Source organism: uncultured Parasphingorhabdus sp. (genome assembly GCF_963677535.2).
In the GTDB taxonomy this organism is placed as follows: domain Bacteria; phylum Pseudomonadota; class Alphaproteobacteria; order Sphingomonadales; family Sphingomonadaceae; genus Parasphingorhabdus.
This window is the reverse complement of record NZ_CAXXUT010000001.1, coordinates 809603-828696: the sequence shown is the minus strand read 5'-3', so window position 1 is coordinate 828696 and position 19094 is coordinate 809603. Positions and strand designations below refer to the sequence as shown.

Annotated in this window: 16 protein-coding genes, 1 tRNA gene and 1 other RNA gene; 12 read left to right on the top strand and 6 right to left on the bottom strand. The window is 59.6% G+C overall.

Going from position 1 to position 19094, the window contains the following annotated elements; translation table 11 throughout:
• The first annotated feature begins 2 nt into the window (after positions 1 to 2).
• The 11 genes from ACHZCJ_RS03985 to ACHZCJ_RS03935 all read left to right on the top strand — a co-directional run bounded on the left by ACHZCJ_RS03985 (position 3) and on the right by ACHZCJ_RS03935 (position 11182).
• Positions 3 to 1106, top strand: coding sequence for a cysteine desulfurase family protein (locus tag ACHZCJ_RS03985; protein WP_321324075.1), 1104 nt, complete (start codon positions 3 to 5; stop codon positions 1104 to 1106).
• Positions 1103 to 1444: a 2Fe-2S iron-sulfur cluster-binding protein gene (locus ACHZCJ_RS03980; RefSeq protein WP_321324074.1), complete on the top strand. Its 342-nt coding sequence runs from the start codon at positions 1103 to 1105 to the stop codon at positions 1442 to 1444. The genes ACHZCJ_RS03985 and ACHZCJ_RS03980 overlap by 4 nt, the downstream gene beginning before the upstream one ends.
• Before the next feature lie 37 nt (positions 1445 to 1481).
• Positions 1482 to 1576, top strand: an RNA gene (gene ffs / locus ACHZCJ_RS03975) — signal recognition particle sRNA small type.
• 151 nt (positions 1577 to 1727) lie between these two features.
• Positions 1728 to 3443, top strand: coding sequence for a DNA polymerase III subunit gamma/tau (locus ACHZCJ_RS03970; RefSeq protein ID WP_321324073.1), 1716 nt, complete (start codon positions 1728 to 1730; stop codon positions 3441 to 3443).
• Between the two features lie 2 nt (positions 3444 to 3445).
• Positions 3446 to 3781 (top strand): YbaB/EbfC family nucleoid-associated protein, encoded by a 336-nt coding sequence (locus ACHZCJ_RS03965; protein ID WP_321324072.1) that lies wholly within the window; start codon positions 3446 to 3448, stop codon positions 3779 to 3781.
• A gap of 182 nt (positions 3782 to 3963) precedes the next feature.
• Positions 3964 to 6309, top strand: coding sequence for an endopeptidase La (gene lon / locus ACHZCJ_RS03960; RefSeq protein ID WP_394700054.1), 2346 nt, complete (start codon positions 3964 to 3966; stop codon positions 6307 to 6309).
• 240 nt (positions 6310 to 6549) lie between these two features.
• Positions 6550 to 6825, top strand: coding sequence for an HU family DNA-binding protein (locus tag ACHZCJ_RS03955; RefSeq protein ID WP_089132522.1), 276 nt, complete (start codon positions 6550 to 6552; stop codon positions 6823 to 6825).
• A 260-nt stretch (positions 6826 to 7085) separates the two neighbouring features.
• Positions 7086 to 7349 carry a DksA/TraR family C4-type zinc finger protein gene (locus ACHZCJ_RS03950; protein WP_321324068.1) on the top strand — a complete coding sequence of 88 codons (264 nt, stop codon included), beginning with the start codon at positions 7086 to 7088 and terminating at the stop codon, positions 7347 to 7349.
• A gap of 308 nt (positions 7350 to 7657) precedes the next feature.
• Positions 7658 to 8341, top strand: coding sequence for a hypothetical protein (locus ACHZCJ_RS03945; RefSeq protein WP_321324066.1), 684 nt, complete (start codon positions 7658 to 7660; stop codon positions 8339 to 8341).
• A gap of 47 nt (positions 8342 to 8388) precedes the next feature.
• Positions 8389 to 9768 (top strand): NAD-dependent succinate-semialdehyde dehydrogenase, encoded by a 1380-nt coding sequence (locus ACHZCJ_RS03940; RefSeq protein WP_321324064.1) that lies wholly within the window; start codon positions 8389 to 8391, stop codon positions 9766 to 9768.
• A gap of 1 nt (position 9769) precedes the next feature.
• On the top strand, positions 9770 to 11182 hold the full coding sequence (locus tag ACHZCJ_RS03935) for a dihydrolipoyl dehydrogenase (protein ID WP_321324062.1): 1413 nt from the start codon (positions 9770 to 9772) through the stop codon (positions 11180 to 11182).
• Between the two features lie 157 nt (positions 11183 to 11339).
• Here the strand turns inward: ACHZCJ_RS03935 and ACHZCJ_RS03930 are convergent.
• The 6 genes from ACHZCJ_RS03930 to ACHZCJ_RS03905 form a co-directional block, all read right to left on the bottom strand.
• Positions 11340 to 11415, bottom strand: a tRNA-Lys gene (locus tag ACHZCJ_RS03930).
• 57 nt (positions 11416 to 11472) lie between these two features.
• Positions 11473 to 12585, bottom strand: coding sequence for a rod shape-determining protein RodA (rodA, locus tag ACHZCJ_RS03925; RefSeq protein WP_321324060.1), 1113 nt, complete (start codon positions 12583 to 12585; stop codon positions 11473 to 11475).
• Between the two features lie 2 nt (positions 12586 to 12587).
• The gene (gene mrdA / locus ACHZCJ_RS03920) at positions 12588 to 14564 is read right to left on the bottom strand and encodes a penicillin-binding protein 2 (RefSeq protein WP_159642259.1); all 1977 of its coding nucleotides are present in this window, start codon (positions 14562 to 14564) and stop codon (positions 12588 to 12590) included.
• On the bottom strand, positions 14561 to 15076 hold the full coding sequence (mreD, locus tag ACHZCJ_RS03915) for a rod shape-determining protein MreD (protein WP_321324057.1): 516 nt from the start codon (positions 15074 to 15076) through the stop codon (positions 14561 to 14563). The genes mrdA and mreD overlap by 4 nt, the downstream gene beginning before the upstream one ends.
• Positions 15076 to 15978: a rod shape-determining protein MreC gene (gene mreC, locus ACHZCJ_RS03910; protein ID WP_321324055.1), complete on the bottom strand. Its 903-nt coding sequence runs from the start codon at positions 15976 to 15978 to the stop codon at positions 15076 to 15078. The genes mreD and mreC overlap by 1 nt, the downstream gene beginning before the upstream one ends.
• A 49-nt stretch (positions 15979 to 16027) precedes the next feature.
• A complete protein-coding gene (locus tag ACHZCJ_RS03905) occupies positions 16028 to 17065 on the bottom strand; it encodes a rod shape-determining protein (RefSeq protein WP_089132514.1) in 1038 nt (345 codons plus the stop codon).
• A 151-nt stretch (positions 17066 to 17216) separates the two neighbouring features.
• On the opposite strand from ACHZCJ_RS03905, the gene mutL reads away from it, so the two are divergent.
• Positions 17217 to 19022, top strand: a complete 1806-nt coding sequence (gene mutL, locus ACHZCJ_RS03900) for a DNA mismatch repair endonuclease MutL (RefSeq protein WP_321324052.1) — start codon at positions 17217 to 17219, stop codon at positions 19020 to 19022.
• Positions 19023 to 19094 lie beyond the last annotated feature (72 nt).

Genomic DNA, 19094 nt, shown 5'->3' with positions numbered 1-19094 from the left:
CGATGAATCCCGTCTATCTCGATAATCAGGCCACCACGCCGCTCGCACCCGAGGTTTTTGACGCGATGCTGCCCTGGCTGAAGGACAATTTCGGCAACCCGCACAGCCCCCATATCATGGGTCGCAAGGCAGCAGCGGCGGTCGAGCTTGCCCGCGATCGGATTGCCGCTTTATGTCCCCCCGGTGGGCGGGTAATATTCACCGGCAGCGCGACCGAGGCGATCAATCTGGCGATGGGAGCGGTCCGGACGCAGCAGGGGCGCACCGGAATCGCGGTTGTTGACACCGAGCATGCCGCCGTGCGCGACACCGCGCTTTGGTATAGCACCCAGGGCTTCGAGCCTAACCTGCTTCCTGTCGACGCGCAGGGGCTGTTGCGATTGGAAGAACTGGAAGCATGTTTGGGGCCGCAAACAGCGCTGGTGGGCGCGATGCTGGTCAATAACGAGATAGGGGTCATCCAGCCGGTCGACGAGATTGCAGCAATGGCACACCGGGCCGGGGCGCTGATGCTCTGCGATGCGGCGCAGGGCTTTGGCCGGATCGATATACCGCAGCAGGCCGATATGATCGCGCTTTCGGGACATAAAATCTATGGTCCGAAAGGCGTTGGCGCGCTCTGGGTGCGTGAAGGTATCGATATTCCTGCCATGATCCATGGTGGCGGGCAGGAACAAGGTGTACGGTCGGGCACGCTGTCCCCCGCTCTTTGCGCGGGGCTGGGCGCAGCGGCGAAATTATGCGCAGAGCGCCGGGAACAGGATAGGGAGCATATTGTCAGCCTTGCCGAAAGAGCGCGCAGCCTGTTCGGCGACTGGACCGTGAACGGTTCGCTCGACCGGCGCTATGCTGGCAACCTCAATATCAGTCGGGCGGGCCTGGATGTCGCCCGGCTGATGTCCGATGTGCGCGGCGTGGCCTTTTCCGCCGGTTCTGCCTGCGCCAGCGGTTCCGGGCGGCCCAGCCATGTGCTGGCGGCGCTCGGACTGGAACCGGCTCAAATTAAATCATCGATTCGTCTGGGGTTCGGGCGCTATAACGATGTTGAAGATGTCGAGCGGGCCGCCGGCCTGATCAATCAAGCAGCGGAGAAACAGCTATCATGAGCAAGGTCAAGGTCCATTTCGTCAGCGCTGACGAAGAGTCAACGCTTTCGGTCGAGGCCTCGGATGGCGACAATCTGCTCACCGTTGCGCAAATCCATGACCAGCCGCTGGAGGGGACTTGCGAAGGGCAAATGGCCTGCTCGACCTGCCATGTGATCGTCAATACTGCCGATTTTGACCGATTGCCCCCGGCGTCGGAAATGGAAGAGGATATGCTCGATCTGGCCGCGGGCGCGCGCCGGACCAGCCGGCTGGCCTGCCAGATCACCCTGACCCCCGAGCTTGATGGCCTGACCGTGCAGATGCCCGGCGAAAGCCATAATATGCAGATCATCTAACGGCTTGCATTTTTACCCGAGTCCCACCATATGCGCAGCGGGAGTCGGGTGGACGCAGTCGTCGCCAACCCGGTCAGGTCCGGAAGGAAGCAGCCGCAACGATTTTTCTGCGGGTCGCCCGGCTCCTACTTTACAACGGTACCATGTCTTGGCGTCCGTTCCAGCCTTCATACAGCCCTGAAATCAAAGGCCCAGCCAGTTTTCCGCCTGTTTTCGGGCAGAGTCGAAATTCACCGCGAATAGCCTTCGACAAGCCGGAGCCTCTCGCCTAAACTGTTCCTTCATGTCCGATTCACAAGATATATTTGCGGCTGGCGGTGTCGATGCGCCGGAGCAGCCGGCCCCCGGCACGGCGCAACCCTATCGGGTTCTGGCGCGCAAATATCGGCCTTCGAAATTTTCCGAACTGATCGGCCAGGATGCGATGGTGCAGACGCTGGGCAACGCGATCAAGCGCGACCGTCTGGCCCATGCCTTTCTGATGACCGGTGTGCGCGGCGTCGGCAAGACATCGACCGCGCGGCTGATTGCCAAGGCGCTGAACTGCATCGGCGAGGACGGGCAGGGTGGCCCGACGATCGATCCATGCGGCCAGTGCGAACCGTGCCGCAGTATCGCCGAGGGCAGCTTTATCGACGTCATCGAGATGGATGCCGCAAGCCATACCGGCGTCGACGATGTTCGCGAGATTATCGAGGCGGTGCGCTATTCCTCGGTCTCCGCGCGCTACAAGATCTATATCATCGACGAAGTGCACATGCTGTCGAAAAATGCCTTCAACGCGCTGTTGAAGACGCTGGAAGAACCGCCGGCGCATGTGAAATTCATTTTCGCGACCACCGAGGTCAACAAGGTTCCGATCACGGTCCTCTCCCGCTGCCAGCGTTTCGACCTGAAGCGGATCAGCCCGGATCAACTGTCTGCGCATTTTGGCATGATAGTCGGCAAGGAAGGCGTGACGGCAGAGCAGGAAGCGCTCGATCTGATCGCGCAGGCGGCCGAGGGGTCCGTCCGCGACGGCCTGTCGATTCTCGATCAGGCAATTGCCCATGCGGATATGGATGGCGATGGCGAGGTCAAGGCTGTCCAGATTCGCGATATGCTGGGGCTGTCAGATCGGGGCGCCGTTCGGCGGCTTTTCGCCAGATTGCTCGAGGGCGATTCCGCAGCCTTGCTCGATGCGATTGCCGAACAGTATAAAATCGGCGTCGAGCCGCTGTCGCTGATGAACGGGCTGCTGTCGCTTTCGCATCAGGTGACCCTGTTCAAGGTCGGCCGAGCCAGTGATCCGACTTTGTCGGAAGAGGCGCGGCAGCAATTTGCCGACTGGTCGGAACAGCTTTCCTATCCGGTCCTGCACCGGCTGTGGCAGTTGCTGCTCAAGGGCTATCAGGAAGTCCAGCAGGCGCATCTGCCGCGCGAAGCCTGCGAGATGGCTTTGCTCCGCGTGCTTTGCGCCGCGGATATGCCCGATCCGGGGAAGCTGGCGAGAATGCTTGAACAGGGCGCTCCGGCGGCTCCCGCTTCACCGCCAGAACAACAGTCGGCACCGCCAGTGGCCGAACCCGTCGCGCAGATCGCCGCTGCGCCGGTTTCGTCGCCGACGCCCCAGACCAGCGCGCTGCCGACCGAATTTGCCGATGTCATCACCGCGGTCGGCCGGGTTTCGGCTGTGCTGGAAAGCATATTGATCGCCGATATGCGGCTGATCTCGCTCGACCCGCCCAATATCGTCTATCAGCCGGCGCGTCCTATTGCCGATGCCGACATCCGGAAAATTGCCGACGCGCTGAAGGAACAGACCGGTCGGGAGTGGACCATCGTCGAAGGGCAGGGTGAGGCGCAGCCCAGTCTGGTTGAACAGGAGCAGCAGATCAGGGATGCCGAACGCCAGGCGATCCTTGATGCCCCGATGGTGAAAGCTGCTTTTGAAGCCTTTCCCGATGCCATATTGCTGGAGGACGACGATCCTCGCCCACAAGAATCAAGGAGCGCTTAGCCATGAAATCGATGGAAGAAATGATGAAAGCCGCGCAGGAAGCCGCGCAGCAGGTCCAGACCCAGATGGAGGACGCCCAGAAGAAGCTGGATAGTCTTGAAGTTGAAGGTCAGGCCGGTGGCGGACTGGTAAAGGTGAAGGCCACAGCCAAAGGCCGGATATTGTCGGTGTCAATCGACGACAGCCTGATGAAAGCCGATGAAAAGCAGATGCTGGAAGATCTCGTCGCAGCCGCGTTCAACGACGCCCGTAATCGTGCGGACGCCCTGAGCAGCGAGGAAATGGGCAAGATGACCAGCGGCATGCAGTTGCCTCCCGGTTTCAAACTGCCCTTTTAGGCTGTCCTCGTGATCGGAGGCATTGCGCTTGAAGTGTCTCCAACAGGCCCCATATAGAGGTCAAAGGCGCTGTTGCAGCGCATCAAGTTGGAGTAATAATGTCCGTGAACGAACCGAATCCTGTCCCTGAATCCAAATCACTGCCGCTGTTGCCGTTGCGCGACATCGTGGTTTTTCCGAATATGATCGTGCCGCTTTTTGTCGGTCGCGACAAATCGGTCGTCGCGCTCGAAAAAGCGATGGATTCGAACAAGGAAATCTTCCTCGTCGCACAGCTCGATCCGGCGGAAGACGATCCCGTCCGCGACCAGCTCTATGATCTCGGAGTGGTCGCAACCGTATTGCAATTGCTGAAACTGCCCGACGGCACCGTAAGGGTGCTGGTCGAAGGCAAACAGCGTGCGAGACATGTCACTCTGGAGGAAAAGCCGGAAGGCTATGTGCTGGCCGAGATCGATCTGCTGGAGGAGCAGGAAGCCGAAGGCACCGAAGCCTCGGCGCTGATGCGGTCCGTGGTCGACCAGTTTGAAAATTATTCCAAGCTCAACAAGAAAATGCCGGCGGAAACCGTCGTGCAATTGGGTGAGATTGACGATGCGGCGCGTCTGGCCGATGCCGTGGCCGCCAATATCAACGTCAAGGTCTCGGACAAGCAGAGCCTGTTGATGGAAAGCGATCCCGTCAAACGGCTGGAAATGGTCTTTGCCTTCATGGAAGGCGAACTCGGCGTATTGCAGGTCGAGAAGAAAATCCGCGGCCGGGTCAAGCGCCAGATGGAGAAGACCCAGCGCGAATATTATCTCAACGAGCAGATGAAGGCGATCCAGAAGGAACTGGGCGACGGCGAGGATGGCGAAGGCGACGAGCTGGCCGAGCTCAGCAAGAAGATCAAGGAACTGAAGCTTTCCAAGGAAGCGAAAGCCAAGGCGACCACCGAACTGAAAAAGCTCAAGGGCATGCAGCCGATGTCGGCCGAAGCCACGGTGACGCGCAACTATCTTGATGTGTTGCTCGGACTGCCCTGGGGCAAGAAATCGCGGCTCAAGAAGGATCTGAAGCAGGCGGAAAAGGTCCTCGACGATGACCATTTCGCACTGGAAAAAGTCAAGGAACGCATCCTCGAATATCTTGCGGTTCAGTCCCGTACCAACAAGCTGAAAGGCCCGATCCTGTGCCTCGTCGGCCCTCCGGGCGTCGGCAAGACCTCGCTTGGCCGTTCGATTGCGCGGGCCACGGGTCGCGAATTTGTCCGCCAGTCTTTGGGCGGTGTGCGCGACGAAGCGGAAATCCGCGGCCATCGCCGGACCTATATCGGTTCGCTTCCGGGCAAGATCGTATCCAATCTGAAGAAAGCCGGAACGTCCAACCCGCTGTTCCTTCTCGACGAGATCGACAAGCTCGGTCAGGATTTCCGCGGCGATCCCGCGTCGGCCCTGCTCGAAGTGCTGGATCCGGAACAGAATGACAAATTCCAGGATCACTATCTCGAAATCGATATCGACCTGTCGGATGTCATGTTCGTGACCACCGCCAATTCGCTCAACCTGCCGCAGCCTCTGCTCGACCGGATGGAGATCATCCGCCTCGAAGGCTATACGGAAGACGAGAAGGTCGAGATTGCGAAACGCCATCTGGTTGAAAAGCAGATCGAGGCGCATGGCCTGAAAGAGGGCGAATTTGCCTTGCGCGAGGACGCGTTGCGCGACCTGATCCGCTATTATACGCGGGAAGCGGGCGTCCGGACTCTCGAGCGGGAAATTGCCAAGCTGGCGCGCAAGGCGCTGCGCCGGATTCTCGAGGGCGAGTACAAGAGCGTCGAAATCACGCCCGACAATCTGTCCGAATATGCCGGTGTCAGAAAATATCGGCATGGCATTGGTGAAGAGGAAAACCAGGTCGGCGCGGTCACCGGTCTTGCCTGGACCGAAGTTGGCGGCGAGCTGCTGTCGATTGAATCGGTCACCGTATCGGGCAAGGGGCAGATCAAGACCACCGGTACGCTGGGCGATGTGATGAACGAGTCGATCCAGACGGCGCTTTCCTTTGTGAAAGCGCGGGCACCGTCATACGGTATCAAGCCGAGCATCTTTAGCCGCAAGGATATCCATATTCATTTGCCCGAAGGCGCGGTGCCGAAAGATGGTCCGTCTGCCGGTGTCGGTATCGTTACCGCCATCGTCTCGACGCTGACCGGCATTCCGGTGCGTCGCGATGTCGCGATGACCGGCGAAGTCACTTTGCGCGGCCGGGTGCTGCCGATTGGCGGACTGAAGGAAAAGCTGCTTGCAGCTCTGCGCGGCGGTATCACCACGGTATTGATTCCGGCGGAAAACGAGAAAGATCTGGTCGAGATTCCGGAGAATATTACTTCGAAACTCAACATCATTCCGCTGAAGCATGTCGACGAAGTGTTGGCCGAGGCGCTGGCCGAGACCGTGGAGCCGATCGAATGGAGCGATGCTGACGAGCTTGCGAGTCACGCCACAGCTCCGGTTACCGATGAAACCGCATCGACGGCAAGACACTGACAGTTTTTCATCAGCGAGTCGCACTTTTGAAACATAGGTGAAATGCGGTAGCAGAATATCCGAAACAGCTACCGCATCTCAACCGTTCGTCTCATTTCCCGTCATTTGGCGTAAAAATTTGCCCTTTGGCGCAGAAAACAGCGATTTTTCTTTGACACTTCCGGATAATTTCGCATTACTGCGGCCAGACCACAGCGCGATTCAAATTGAATTGCCATTAGAGAAGGGGGGATTCCCATAATGAATAAACAGGACCTTATCAGTAACGTCGCCGATCAGAGCGGCCTCAGCAAAAGCGATGCCGGCAAAGCGGTAGACGCAGTATTTGATTCCATCAGCAGTGCATTGTCCGGCGGCGGCGAAGTTCGTCTCGTTGGCTTCGGCACATTTTCAACCTCGAAGCGCAAAGCTTCCACCGGCCGCAACCCGCGTACCGGTGAACCGATGCAGATTCCGGCATCGACACAGGCAAAATTCAAAGCCGGCAAGGGTTTGAAAGACGCTGTTAACAAATAAGCAAACCGGGGGGCAGAGTATCGCCCCCCATTTTTCTCGCGCTTTGTTCTAGATACATCAGGCGGACCTCGAAAAGGGTCCGCCTTTTTCTATATGGGCAGCAAAGGAAATCCGGCGGACCCCGGACCCCGGACCTCGGACGTCCGTCGTCCCGACCCGGCACGAGCGGCTTGGTGCATTCCGGTCCGGTCCGCGACCGGCAACCTTTTCCCCGTTCAGCCGTTCTTGAAATATACAAATAGCAAACGCTGGAGTTTTCAATGGCAGGCGGCTGGGCGCGCGATGGCGCTGTACAGGACCAGATTGACGATACGATCGCCGACGCGGTAAAGCGTGCCCGGGCGGATATGCCATCGGGAAGGGCCGCGCCCTATTGTATCGAATGCGGTGACGAAATTCCCGAAGCCCGCCGCCGTGCCTTGCCTGGGACGCGGACATGCGTGACTTGTCAATCAGAGCGCGATAGCGACCGGCGCAGTTCCGGGATTAACCGGCGGGGTAGCAAAGACAGTCAGTTGCGCTAAGCGGGGTGGTTTCCCGCGCTGCCGAAATCGTGTCACGGCGGGTGCGGAACTCCCGTGCCCGAAGATCACTCTCTTTCGTTTTCACTATTCAGCATTGACGTCATGGCGGCGCGCTATCGCCCATGTTTCGCAACGCTGTTTTTTCCATCATTATGATACCGGCCGGAACCGAACCCGCTCCAGGGGGTTGTCCAGCAAACCCCCGATAGAATTTCTCTAGGAGCCAGACAATCGACCATCTGAGTGAAAATTTCTGGAATATCCGCGGTGATTTCAAGATCGCGCATGTCATCAATATCGGGACCCATATGTCCCTGCTGCGGCAACCCGGTGGAAAATTCATCCTGCTCGATGCTTACGCGCCGGATCGGCAGGATCGGGACGAACTGCTGGCGCTCACCGATGGTGGCGCGTTGATCGAGGCAGTGCTCAACGTCCACCCGTTTCATACCATCCACTGCCAGTATATTCAGGAACTGCTGCCCCATGCGCGTCTGATTGGCACTCGCCGTCATCACCAACAGCAGCCGGATCTGCCCTGGGATGCGGATCTGGTCGAGGACGAGGCAACGCAGCAGCAATTCTCGAATATTCTCGATTTTTCAATCCCTTGTGGTGTCGACTTCATTTCCGGTGATGAGAGCGTGCATGTGGGGTCGGTCATCGTACGGCACCGCGACAGCGGCATAGTCCATGTCGACGATACACTGATGATCATCGATCTTCCGTCGCTGGTCCAGAAGATTGTTCCGGGACCGAAACTGCGGTTTCACCCCAAGCTCGCGGATGGTCTGGAAAAGCGCTCTGGCGCGGCCGATGACTTCATCCGCTGGGCCGAGAATCTGGGCCGGGACTGGGCCGATAGCAGCATCGTCTGCGCCGCCCACAGCGGCATCATGCATTGCGACGGTCAAAGCTTTGCCGACGCAATTGCCAGCGCGCTGGATCATGCCTCCGCCACGTTGGACGGGCACCGCAAGACCTACGGATAATCCTCGCCAATCCCCGACAGCATAATCACAATGATAAAGGATCCCCCATGACCGACAAAAGCATTGAAACTGTAAACCCGCTTACCGAAGAAACCCTCGCGACCTATCCGCTGATGTCGGATGAGGAAGCCATGGGCGTGGTCGAGAAGGCGCATAATGCCTTTCTCGACTGGCGTCTGAAAAGCCTCGATGAGCGGGCCGGCGTGATCGCCGCAATCGGCGAGCAACTGCGCCAGTCGAAGGACGAATTTGCCCGGCTTATGACCAACGAAATGGGGAAATTGCTGAGCGATGCACGCGAGGAAATCGAATTGTGTGCGAAGATCTGTGACTATACCGCCAAAAATGGCCCCGAGATGCTCGCTGACGAAAAAAGAGACGCAGCGGGAGGGCGCGGCATCGTAACCTATTCCCCACTCGGCGTGATCTACGGTATCCAGCCCTGGAATTTCCCCTGCTATCAGGCAATCCGCTATTCCATTTCCGCCCTCATGGTGGGCAATGGCGTGCTGCTGAAACATTCGGCCAATTGCACGGGCAGCGGGCTGATGCTGCGCGATATCTATGAAGCAGCAGGTCTGCCGAAGGACCTGTTTGGCGTGCTTTTGATCAGCCATGACCAGTCCGACAAGATTATCGAACATGATCTGGTTCGCGGCGTTACCCTGACCGGTAGTGACAAGGCCGGCCGCGCTGTGGCCCAGCGGGCCGCTTCGGTTTCCAAGAAGACGGTGCTCGAACTCGGTTCCAATGATGCCTATATGCTGTTTGACGATGCCGATCTCGATCTCGCGATAAAGGCCTGTGTGCAGGGCCGGCTTTTCAATAACGGCCAGACCTGCGTGAATGCGAAACGCTTTATCGTAACCGAGAAAAATTATGATGCCTTCGTCGAGGGCTATGCCACTGCATTCAACAATGTGGCAATGGGCGACCCGAACGAGGATGAAACCCAACTTGGCCCGATGGTCTCGCGCAGTCAGCGCGACCAGGTCCATTCCCAGGTCGAGGAAAGCGTCGCCAACGGTGCCAGAATCATCGCCGGCGGTTCTGTCCCGGATCGCAAAGGCTGGTTCTATCCCGCCACGGCGCTGGTCGATGTTGCACCGGGTCAGCCGGCCTATGACGACGAGATTTTCGGCCCCGTCGCCTCGATTATCAAGGCGAAAGACGATGAGGACGCCATGCGTATCGCCAATGACAGTCGCTACGGGCTGGGCGGCGGAATCTTCAGCAAGGACGTCGATCGCGCCGTCAAGATGGCGGCAAGCCGGTTCGATACCGGAATGGTGAATATCAACACCTACAGCATTGCCTCTCCGGATATGCCCTTTGGTGGCGTCAAGGATAGTGGCTATGGTCGCGAACATGGCGAGGTTGGGCTGAAGGAGTTTGCCAACGCCAAGTCGATCACGATTGGCGCCTGATATGACCCGGATGCTCAGATGTGATGTAGCCGTTATCGGGGCCGGTACGGCCGGTCTGGCGGCGGAACGGGCGGCCCGTGCCAACGGGGCCAGCACCTTGCTGATCGACCCTCATTTCAACGGTACGACCTGCGCCAATGTCGGCTGCATGCCGTCAAAGCTTCTGATTGCGGCCTCTCATGCCGCCCATGCAGCGCGTTCCACCGCCATGTTCGGCATCACGGTGTCGGGCATCGACGTCGATGGTAAGGCCGTGATGCAGAGGGTGCGCGACGAGCGCGACCGCTTTGCCAGACTGACGCGGGAAAGTATCGCCGATATCCCGGCGCGCATCCGCTTGCGCGGCAGAGCCAGTTTTATCGCGCCCGACAGTCTCGAACTGGACGATGGCCGCCAGATCGAGGCGCGGAACATCATTATCGCAACCGGTTCGAGGCCCTTCGTTCCCCAACAGTTCGCGAAACTGGGTCGTTGTTTGCTTACCAACGAGAATATTTTCGATCTGGAGGATTTGCCACGGCGCCTGGCGGTGGTCGGTTCCGGCCCCATTGGTCTCGAACTGGCCCAGGCAATGGCCCGTCTGGGCGTCGAAGTAACTCTGTTCGACCGCAATGACCGGCTCGGCGGGATTCGCTGCGACAAGGTGCACGCCGCACTGAAACGGATCATCGAGTCTGATCTGGCCCTGCAACTGGGCGTGGACCTGGAGGCGGAGCCCACGGACGACGGCGCCCATCTTTCCTGGAGCGGTGCGGCGTCGGGAGATGCGGATTTCGACCATGTTCTGGTCGCCACTGGCAGGCCGCCCAATCTCGACAGTCTCGGTCTTGCCGCGGCCGGGCTGGAACTCGACGACAATGGTGTGCCGCTTCATGACCGCAACACGATGCAATGCGGTGACAGCCGGATATTTCTGGCCGGCGATGTCGCCGACGATCTTCCCCTGTTGCACGAAGCCTCGCAGGACGGCGCGATTGCCGGACGCAATGCGGTCGCCTATCCGGCATCAGTGCAAGCCGATCGCTTTCCGCCATTCAGCATCACCTTCACCAGTCCGCCCGTGGCGCGGATCGGCCAGTCGGAAGAGGATGGCGTGATCACCGGAACCGCCGATTTCAGCGATCAGGGCAGGGCGCGGGTGGAAGGCTGCAACCAGGGCGTACTCACGCTCTATGCAGCCGCGCCGGATGGCCGGCTGATTGGCGCTGACCTGTGCACGCCCGCCAGCGAGCATCTCGCGCATATGCTGGCCTGGGCGATCCAGCAGGGTCAGACGGCCAGCCAGTTGCTGGAGATGCCTTATTACCATCCTACGATCGAGGAAGGGCTGAAACAGGCGTTGAGAACGATTTGCGCGGCGACGCCGATCGACTTGCCGCAAAATCAGGATCGCGGCGACCCGGCTGGCGTATGAGGGCGCGTCGGTGGTTGCCGGTCCTGCCCGAACGTTGCAGGGTCGCAAGCGACTGCGCCTGGAAATCAGGAGGGGCTGTGAATTGGGAGCGGCCGCGTCGGCGATGCATGCCGATGCCGGAAAGCCAACCGCCGGATGGTTTTTTAGTCGGAGAAAATGGTAGACGCTGAGGGGTTCGAACCCACGACCCGCTGATTAAGAGTCAGCTGCTCTACCAACTGAGCTAAGCGTCCACTACAGGGGCTATATAGGGCCGTATTTCCGGAACGCAACCGGTTGGTTTGTTATTTTCATCCAAAAGCGTTGCCGCTTTTGCCCGGATTGCGTTCGATCGACATCAGGATGCCGACGCAGATCATGATCGTCATCATGGACGACCCGCCGTGACTCATGAACGGCAGGGGAATGCCGACCACTGGCGCCAGTCCCATCACCATCATCAGGTTGATCGCGACATAGAAGAAAATTGTCACCGTCATGCCAGCAGCGGTGAGTTGGGAAAAACGGGTTTTCGCCTTCATCGCGACGCCTAGGCCCCATCGGAACAGCAGAAAGAAGCAGAAGAGCACCACTATGCCACCCATCAGGCCCCATTCCTCGGCCATGGTGGCGAAAACGAAATCGGTATGCCCCTCCGGCAGATAATCGAGATGGCTCTGGGTGCCGTTCAGAAAGCCCTTGCCGAACAGACCGCCGGATCCGATCGCGATTTTCGACTGGCTGATATGGTAGCCGGAGCCGAGCGGGTCATTTTCCGGGTTGAGAAAGGTGGTCACGCGCCGCTGCTGATAATCTTCCAGTGCAAAGAAATAGGCAAGCGGAGCCAGCACCGCGACCGCTGCCGCGCCACCGATGAAGAGGCGCAGGGGCAGGCCGGCGAGAAAGGCAATGGTCAGCGCTCCGGTGACCACGGTGATCGTCGTGCCCAGATCAGGTTGCATCAGGATCAGGGCGCAGGGCGGGGCGAGCAATGCGAACAACGGCCAGATCGCACCCCATGTCCTGATCTGGGCGGGCGGCAGCAGGTCATAGAAGCGGGCGACCGCCAATATGATGGCAACTTTCATCAGCTCCGAAGGCTGCAGCCGGATGAAGCCGAGGTTGAGCCAGCGCTGGCTGCCGCCCCCGACCGCCCCGATCAGTTCAACCCCGACCAGCATGAGGACAACGACGATATAGATCGGGAAAGCCATGGCTTTCCAGAAGGATTCCCGGAAACGGGAGAGCACGATGGCCATGCCGGCGAACAGGGTGAAACGGACCATGTGCAGGCCCGCCCAGGGGGTCAGGCTGCCGCCGGCTGCGGAATAGAGGACGATGAAGCCGAAGCTGGCCAGAACGAACAGCAGCAAGATCGTTTTCCAGGGAAGCTGCGCTATCGGCGCCGGGATGAAATCACTCACCCTTATTCTCCCGAACCGGAACCGGTTTCGGAATCGCTTGCTGCAGCGTCCGTGCTGGCGGCGGCGGCGGGATTGTCCGCCATCGCCTTCTCGAGCGCTTTCCGGGCGCGATAGGCTTCCATTTTCCTGTCCATCCGTTCCTGGATTGTGCCGCCCCAGGATTTCTCCATCCCTGTCAGCACATCCATTGCTTTCTGGCGGTCATAGAGGAAGGTCAGCACGTCTCTTGCAACGGGATAGGCGGCTCCTGAGCCGCCGCCATGTTCGATGACCACCGCGGCCGCATAGCGCGGATTATCATAGGGAGCGAAGCAGACGAACAGGCCGTGGTCGCGATATTTCCAGGCGACGTCCCGGCCGCCGCGGCCAAAGTCGAGATTGACCACCTGGGCGGTGCCGGTCTTGCCGGCCATTTTGACATCATCGAGCGGCAAGCGGGCCCGTCCGGCCGTGCCCGGTCCGTTGACCACATCGCTCATCGCCTTCTGCACATAGAGAAGATGCTCGGGGTCGAGGTTGAGCGTCGGGATCGCGGGCTTCTTTTCGTCCATGATCAGGCGCGGGACGATATTCTTTCCGGTTGCGATGCGTGACGCCATGACCGCGAGCTGGGTCGGATTGACCAGCATGTAACCCTGTCCGATCGTGGTGTTGACCGTGTCATAGGCCTGCCATTCGCGCTTGTGCTTCTTGCGCAGCCAAGCCGGATCGGGAACCGTGCCGTAAAACTGGCTGGCGACCGGCAAGGGATATTTCTGTCCGAGGCCGAGCCGGTTGGCCATCAGCGCGATCGGATTGATGCCGATCTTCTGGGCGAAATAATAGAAATAGACGTCACAACTCTGGTAAATGCCCTTGGCCATGTCGACCCGTCCGTGACCACTTCGCTTCCAGCAGCGAAAGCGCCGGTTGCCGACCTGCAGTCCGCCATTGCAGTTGACCGTCTCATCGGGATCGAGACCGGCTTCCAGAAAGGACAGGCCAACCATCGGCTTGACCGTCGATCCTGGCGGGAACAGGCTTTTCAGCGACTTGTCGAGCAGCGGCACATGATCGTCGTCCCGCAACATGCCATATTCGGTGACACCGATACCGTCGGAGAAGCTGTTCGGGTCGAAGGACGGCATCGAGGTCATCGTCAGAATGTCGCCGGTGAGGCAGTCGATGACCACAACCGAACCCGATTCCGGGCCCAGCCGCCGGGCCGCATATTCCTGCAGGTCGATATCGAGGGTCAGTTGCAGCGGCTTGCCGGGAACGTCGGGACGGGTATTGAGCTCCCGTACGATCTTGCCGCGCGCCGTCACCTCGACCCTTTTCGCGCCGGGCTTGCCCTGCAGATGGTCCTCGAACATCTTTTCCAGACCGTCCTTGCCGATCTTGTAACCAGGCGTGATCAAGATCGGGTCCGGATTTTCCTTGTAATCTTCCGCCGAGGCGATGCCGACATAGCCAACCAGATGTCCGATCGCCGGGCCGCTGGGATAGTTGCGGGAGAAGCCTTGCCGCGGCGATACGCCAGGCAGGTCGGGAAGCCGGACGCTGACCGCGGCATATTGCTCTGAATCCAGACCGGTTGCCACCTGGACCGGCTGGAAGCTGCCGGCCTGTTCCAGTTCCCGGTTGATCCGCTCCAGCTCTTCCGGATCGAGCGACAGCAGGTTCGCCAGCGTGGCCACGGTCTTTTCCTTGTCGCGCAGCCGGTCGGGAATGATATCGATACGGAAATCGGTCTTGTTATTGGCAATCGGTTTGCCGCTGCGGTCGATCAGCCAGCCCCGGCGCGGCGGGACGAGCGTGAGATTGACCCGGTTGCTTTCCGACAGCAGCTTGTAGCGCTCGTTCTCGGCCACCGAAATATAGGCCATGCGCGATGCCAGCAGCACGCCGACGCCGATCTGCAATCCGCCGATCACCGTCGCACGCCGGGTGAAAGTCAGTTCCTGCATGGCGCTGCTGATCGTTTTTGGCGGTTTCATGATGCCACCCGCCAGTTATCGATGGCTCCGATCAGCCGGGCCACGAACGGATAGAGCAGGACCGACAGCAATATTTGCGGCATCAGCAAGTCGAACCGCAGCAGATTGGATTGGAAGTCGACGATCAGCATGCCGCATATTAGCACAATTGCGAGGGCTGTGGAGGCAATAAGCCAGTCCTGCCAATAATCACGGCGCACCGCTTTCCGGTCGAGCGTCTCAAGCAGGATGAAGATGACCGACCAGAGAAATGCTGCGCTGCCAAGCGGCTGACCGCTGAAAATATCGTCGACAAGACCGAGCGGGAAGCCAGCCCAGACTGCCCAGTAGCCTGGACGGATCAGCCGCCAGGCCAATATCACAAGCAAACCCATCGGCGGCAGGATCGGATAATCGGTGATGATCGGTAGCGCGGTGATCATCGAGCCAAGCACAACGGTTACTGGCGGTATCAGCTTGATCCGCAGCTGCGAGGGTTGGCGGCCAATCCGGGATTGACGGGAACGGGGCACTATTCGCCGGATTCCTCTTCCAGATCATCCACCGGATTTTCCTCGATCTGGCGAACCGTTTCGGCCTGAAAAATCGGCTGAACAATGGCATGGCTAACCTTGGCCGGATTGGCGAGGACCCGGCCGATGGCGCCGGTTTCGGTCTTGCGGATGACGACCGCTACCGGAATGCCCGGACTATAGAGCCCGCCGCTACCCGAAGTGATCAGCAGATCCCCGCCCTTGAACGGATTGGTGCCGATATTGATCGGCTGGATATCGACCGTGCCGTCTCCGCGGCCGGTGGCAAAGGCGGGCAGGCTGTCACTGGCGCGCTGCACCGGTGTCACATTCTTGCTGTCCGAGACGAGCAGGACGCGGGCGGTAGAAGGGCCGGTTTCCAATATTCGGCCCACCAGACCTTCCGGCGAACGAACGGGTTGGCCTGGCTCCAGACCATTATTGCTGCCCACGCCCAGCGTTGCGATGCGGCGGGCGCTCGACGCGGTCGAGCTGATCAGCCGGGCCATGGCAATGGAATCGGGAATTTCCTCATCCAGTTTCAGCAGCCGCTTAAGCCGGTCATTTTCCTGCCTGAGGGCGCGTGCTTCTAGAATTTCGATCCGGTTCTGCTCCAGTTCCTGCTGCATCTCGGCATTTTTCGAGGCCGCATTGAAATAGGCAGAAACCTGATCCCCGGCGTTTCCGGTCAGACTGCCAAATTCGGACAGGGTCTTGCTGACTGGCGCCATCGCTTCCGCACCGATGGTGCGCAGGGCCGAAAAACCTCTGGGATCGATGAAGGAGACAAGCAAAAGAAGCAGCCCCAGAACCGCTCCCAATATGCCCAGTAAATAGCTGGCGAATATGCTATATTGCGCCCGCTTGGAAAATCCTGGACGCCGATGATTTGGCGGCGCCATATCGGTTTATCCTTTCGTTTCCAGTCGTTGTTCGATCATAAATTCGATATCAGGCGGTTGTCAGGACGCCCCGGAACATCGGATCTTCCATTGCACGTCCGGTGCCGATGGCAACACAGGCAAGGGGATCTTCGGCCACCGTAACCGGCAAGCCCGTTTCATCGCTGAGCGCTGCGTCGAGGCCGGCGATCAAAGCGCCACCGCCGGTCAGGACGATGCCTTGATCGACAATATCGGCCGCCAGTTCGGGCGCGGTGTTTTCCAGCGCGATGCGAACGCCCTCGATGATTGTTCCGATCGGCTCGCTCAGCGCTTCGGCAATCTGGCCCTGGTTGATGGAAATTTCTTTCGGCACGCCGTTTACCAGATCACGGCCCTTGATATGAATCGTGTGACCGACGCCATCGGCCGGAGCCTGGGCAACACCGAAATCCTTCTTGATCCGCTCGGCAGTGGTTTCGCCGATCAGCAGATTGTGATGGCGACGGACATAGGAGACGATGGCTTCGTCCATCTTGTCACCGCCGGTGCGAACCGAGGTGGTGTAGGCGAGGCCGCGCAGCGACAGGACCGCAACTTCCGTCGTTCCGCCGCCGACGTCGACCACCATCGAACCGATGGGTTCGGTGACCGGCATGTCGGCGCCAATGGCAGCCGCCATCGGCTCCTCGATCAGAAAGACCTGGCGGGCACCGGCGTTGGACGCGGCATCGCGAATGGCGCGGCGTTCGACCGAGGTCGAACCGCTGGGAACGCAGATCACGATTTCGGGATAGCTGAACAGCTTGCTCTTGCCGTTCACTTTCTGGATGAAATGCTTGATCATCTGCTCGGCGACATCGATATCGGCGATCACGCCGTCGCGCAGCGGGCGGATGGCTTCGATGCTGTCCGGCGTCTTGCCCATCATCATCTTTGCGTCATTGCCGACGGCCTTGACCTTTTTCACGCCATTGACGGTTTCGATTGCGACAACCGACGGCTCGTTGAGCACGATTCCCTGGCCACGCAGATAAACCACAGTATTCGCGGTGCCGAGATCGATCGCCAAATCTTGCGAACGGAACTTGAACAGATTTTCAAACATATTTTTGTCCGTAATTTCTTGTAGTTGCAGGCCTAGCTGCGACAATTAAACCAAGCGATAGTCAAGCTGAACGGGTCATGAAGTTAACCATGGGAATCGCCCAATAAATCAGGGGTCGCTTGCTAAGGTCGCTTGGGCTAGGAACGCCATTATGTCAATAAGAAGACTCCCAAATAGCCTGATAAATAGGATCGCTGCCGGCGAGGTGGTCGAGCGTCCAGCCAGCGCGTTGAAAGAGCTGGTCGAAAATGCGATCGATGCCGGAGCTAGCCAGATAAATATCCGGCTCGAGCAAGGCGGTCTGGATCTGGTCCAGGTCTCCGACAATGGCTGTGGCATGAGCCGCGACGATATCGCGCTGGCGCTGGAACGCCATGCGACCTCGAAGCTGCCCGACGAGGCCATCGAGCTGGTGACCACCATGGGCTTTCGCGGAGAGGCCCTGCCATCCATCGCCAGCGTGGCGCGGCTGACAATCGAAAGCCGTATGGCGGGAGAGGATGGCTGGTGCCGGGTGGTGGATCATGGCGAGTTGGCAGAAGAGGGGCCCGCGGCAATCCCGCCGGGTACAAAAGTGCGGGTCGAGCAATTGTTCGGAAATGTACCCGCCCGGCGAAAATTTCTGCGCACCGCACGCAGCGAATATTCCGCTTGTACCGATATCATCCGCCGACTGGCGATGGCCCGGCCCGATATCGGTTTCACGCTGGAGCATCAGGGGCGCAAGGCGATTGCTGTTCAGGCCGGAGAAACCGGGCCGGAGCGCGTTGCCGCGCTGACCAGCCGCGATCTGCGCGCCAACAGCGTCGGCGTCGATCTGCAGCGGGAAGAGATCCGTCTGACCGGTGTTGCCGGACTGCCGACCTATAATCGCGGGGTTGCCGATCACCAGTTTCTGTTCGTCAATGGCCGCCCTGTAAAGGACCGGCTGCTGGTCGGCGCGGTGCGCGGCGCTTATGCCGAGATGCTGGCGCGCGACCGGCATCCGGTGGTTGCCCTGTTCATCGAAATGCCGCCCGAGCTGGTCGATGTGAACGTCCATCCGGCGAAGACCGAAGTGCGCTTTCGCGAACCGGCGATGATCCGGGGGATGATCGTCAGCGGCCTCAGAAAAGCCCTGGACGAAGGCGGGTTCCGCGTCGTGCAGCGCCCGGCGGAATCAGCGCTCGGGCGATGGCAGAGCGAGCCGGTGGCGCCCGATCCGCAGCGCAGCATTTTCTCGCAGCAGAGCAAAGCCAACGTCGCGCAGCAACCCTATCCCTCGGCCACGGTCCGAGATGATCGCGCTGCCTTTGCCGAGATGGACTTGCGGGAGGATATCGCGCCACTGATGGGCAAGGCGGAGGCGGCGTCCGAGCCAGTACCGGAGGCCACCCGCCATCCCTTGGGTATCGCTCGCGGACAGGTCGCGAAAACCTATATTGTCGCCGAAGCGGAAGACGGGCTGGTGATTGTCGACCAGCATGCGGCGCATGAACGGCTGGTGCTGGAGCGGATGCGCAAGGCGGTTGAAGGCGGCACGGTTGCCTCGCAGGCGCTGCTGATGGCGGAAGTGGTCGAACTGGATGAAAATGCCTGCGACCGGCTGGAGAGCCGGGCGGCCGAACTATCGGAATTCGGGCTGGAGCTGGAGCGGTTCGGACCGACCGCGATGCTGGTCCGGGCGACCCCGGCGATGCTGGGCTCGGGTGACGTGACGCAACTGGTCACCGATCTGGCAGACGAATTGGGTGCCTATGACCAGGCGCTGAGCCTCAAGGAGCGCGTCGATCATGTTGCTTCCACCATGGCCTGTCACGGGTCCGTCCGTGCCGGACGGGTGCTCAGCGTGGCGGAAATGAATGCCTTGCTGCGCGAGATGGAAGTGACCCCGCATAGCGGCCAGTGCAATCACGGGCGGCCAACCTGGGTGAAACTGGCGCTGGAAGATGTGGAAAAGCTGTTTGGCCGGAAATAAGCTTCATACGGTGAAAGCGGCATCATGTGATACAGATCATTGTCTGCCGGACGGATCGTTCTAGACATAGTA